At 64.6% G+C, this 2,376-nt stretch carries 2 protein-coding genes and 1 pseudogene; all 3 read left to right on the top strand.

Annotated features, from left to right (window positions below):
- The coding region (locus tag EN914_RS32290) for a CaiB/BaiF CoA-transferase family protein (RefSeq protein WP_164779072.1) at window positions 1-842 on the top strand (842 nt) is incomplete at its 5' end.
- Window positions 839-2,008: an extracellular solute-binding protein gene (locus EN914_RS32285; protein ID WP_024502500.1), complete on the top strand. Its 1,170-nt coding sequence runs from the start codon at window positions 839-841 to the stop codon at window positions 2,006-2,008. The genes EN914_RS32290 and EN914_RS32285, both read left to right, overlap by 4 nt.
- A gap of 25 nt (window positions 2,009-2,033) precedes the next feature.
- Window positions 2,034-2,376, top strand: a pseudogene (locus EN914_RS32280) (ribose ABC transporter substrate-binding protein); the annotation flags it as partial.

Below are 2,376 nucleotides of genomic sequence, written 5' to 3'. Positions count from 1 at the left end.
TCATCGAGCGGCTCGGCTTGGACTATGAGGCGGTCCGCAAGATCAATCCGCGGCTGGTCTATGCCTCGATCAGCGGCTATGGCGAAGACGGACCATGGGTCAAGAGACCCGGCCAAGACCTGCTGGCGCAGGCGCGCTCCGGCGTGATGTGGCTGAACGGCGATGAGGACCAAGGGCCGGTGCCGTTCGGTCTTGCCATCGGCGACATGCTGGCCGGTGCCGCCTGCGCGCAGGGCATTCTGGCCGCACTCGTGCGGCGCGGCATCACCGGCCAGGGCAGCCATATCGAAACCAGTCTCCTGGAAGCGCTGGTCGATTTCCAGTTCGAGGTGCTGACGACGCATCTCAATGACGGCCGCCGGCTGCCCAGGCGCTCCAGCTTCCGCAGCGCGCATGCCTATCTGTCGGCGCCTTACGGTGTTTACCCGGCCAAGGACGGATACCTCGCCATCGCCATGACGCCGATTCCCAAGCTGGCCGATCTCCTGTCGCTCAGCGAACTCGCACCCTATCGCGACAAGCCTGCGTCGTGGTTCACCGCGCGTGACGACATCAAGGCGATCATCGCACAGCGGATCGCCACCAAGACGATCGACGAGTGGCTTGATATCCTCGAGCCGGCCGACATCTGGTGCGCCAAAGTGCTGACCTGGCCGGAGATGCTGGCGAGCGAAGGGTTCCATTCCCTCGGCATGCTGCAGACTGTGACGCGCGAGGACGATGTCTCGATCCTCACCACCAGTTCGCCGCTCCGGGTCGATGGCATAAGAGCCAAGGCCGATCGGGCGGCGCCCCGCATCGGCGAGCACAGTGCCGCCATCCGCGCGGAGTTCGGCCTGTGAGTTCGCCCAAGCTCAAAGGCATGACCTGGAGCCATCCGCGTGGCTATGATCCGATGGTCGCCTGCTCGGCGCTGTGGCAGCAGAAGACCGGTATTGCCATCGAATGGGACAAGCGCTCGCTGCAGGACTTCGAATCCTTCCCGGTCGAAGAGCTGGCGCGCGCCTATGACCTCATCGTCATCGACCATCCGCATGTCGGCCAGATCACGGCCGAAGGCTGCCTGGAGCCGCTGGATGTCGCCGGACGCGAGGCGGAACGCACGGCCCTTGCCTCGGGCAGCATCGGCCAGTCCTATCCGAGCTACAACTGGCAAGGACGGCAATGGGCTTTCCCGATCGATGCGGCAACCCAGGTCCAGGCATGGCGTCCGGATGCGCTCGCGGCGCCGCCGGCGCGCTGGAGCGAGGTGCTCGATCTCGCCCGGCAAGGCCGCGTGCTGCTGCCGCTGCGGCCGCCTCACGTGTTGATGGTGTTCTACACGCTTGCCGGCAATCTCGGGCATGCCTGTACGACCGATCCGTCCCACGGTCTGATCGATGTGGAGATCGGTAGCCAAGTCTTCGAGGCAATGCGCGAGATCGCAGCGCTGGTCGATCCCGCGTGTTTCGAGATGGACCCGATTGCCGTCTCCGAACGTATGGCGGAGGCCGGTTCCAGGTTCGTCTGCGCGCCACTGATCTATGGTTACGTTTCCTATGCGACGGCTGGCTTTCGGGCGAACCGGCTGGCCTTTGCCGATGTTCCGGTCATCGGTTCCGGCGGTCCGGTCGGTTCGGCGCTTGGCGGCACCGGCATAGCCGTATCAGCCTTTTCCAAAGCCAGGGATGCCGCGATCGACTTCGCCTATTGGGTCGCGAGCGGCGATGTCCAGCGTGGCGCCTATGCCGCCGCCGGCGGCCAGCCCGGCCATGCAGCGGCCTGGGAGGACCAGGCTGTCAATGAAGCGACCGGCGACTTCTATCGGGATACGCGCGCGACGCTGGAGGGTGCATGGGTGCGGCCGCGCCACGACGGCTACATGACTTTCCAGCAAGCAGCATCCGAACGCATCCTTTCCGGCATGACCTCCCGGCATCAAGCCCGACAGGTTGTTGCCGATCTCAATCGCCTGTTTCGGGAGAGTTCCCCGGTGCAGGTGTCCGGCGCTGCCGGTGGAGGAGCCTGAACCAAACCGAACGGAGGAGAACGAGATGACAGGAATGATCCGCGGCCTGCTGGCCGCAACCGCGCTTGCCTCGCTTGCAACGACCGCCTTTGCGCAGGATGTGCAAGGCGTCATCGGCGGGCTGCCAACCGAACTCAAGGCGCAATATGACGGCGCGCCGCAGAAGGTGCTGCCTTCGGCCTGGGACAATTTCACAGCGCCGCCGAAACCGTGGAAATGGTGCCACTCGGAATCCTACCAGGGCAATCCGTGGCGGGTCACGGTGACCAAGGAATTGAAGCGTCTCGTCGACGGGCTGATCGCCGACGGAACGGTGTCCAGCTTCGAGGTGTCTGATTCCAACAACGACGCCAGCCAGCAGATCAACC

The organism is Mesorhizobium sp. M7A.F.Ca.CA.001.08.2.1 (genome assembly GCF_003998455.1).
Taxonomy (GTDB): Bacteria; Pseudomonadota; Alphaproteobacteria; order Rhizobiales; family Rhizobiaceae; genus Mesorhizobium; species Mesorhizobium ciceri.
The sequence above is the reverse complement of the archived record's forward strand: the minus strand, read 5'-3'. Positions and strand labels throughout refer to the sequence as shown.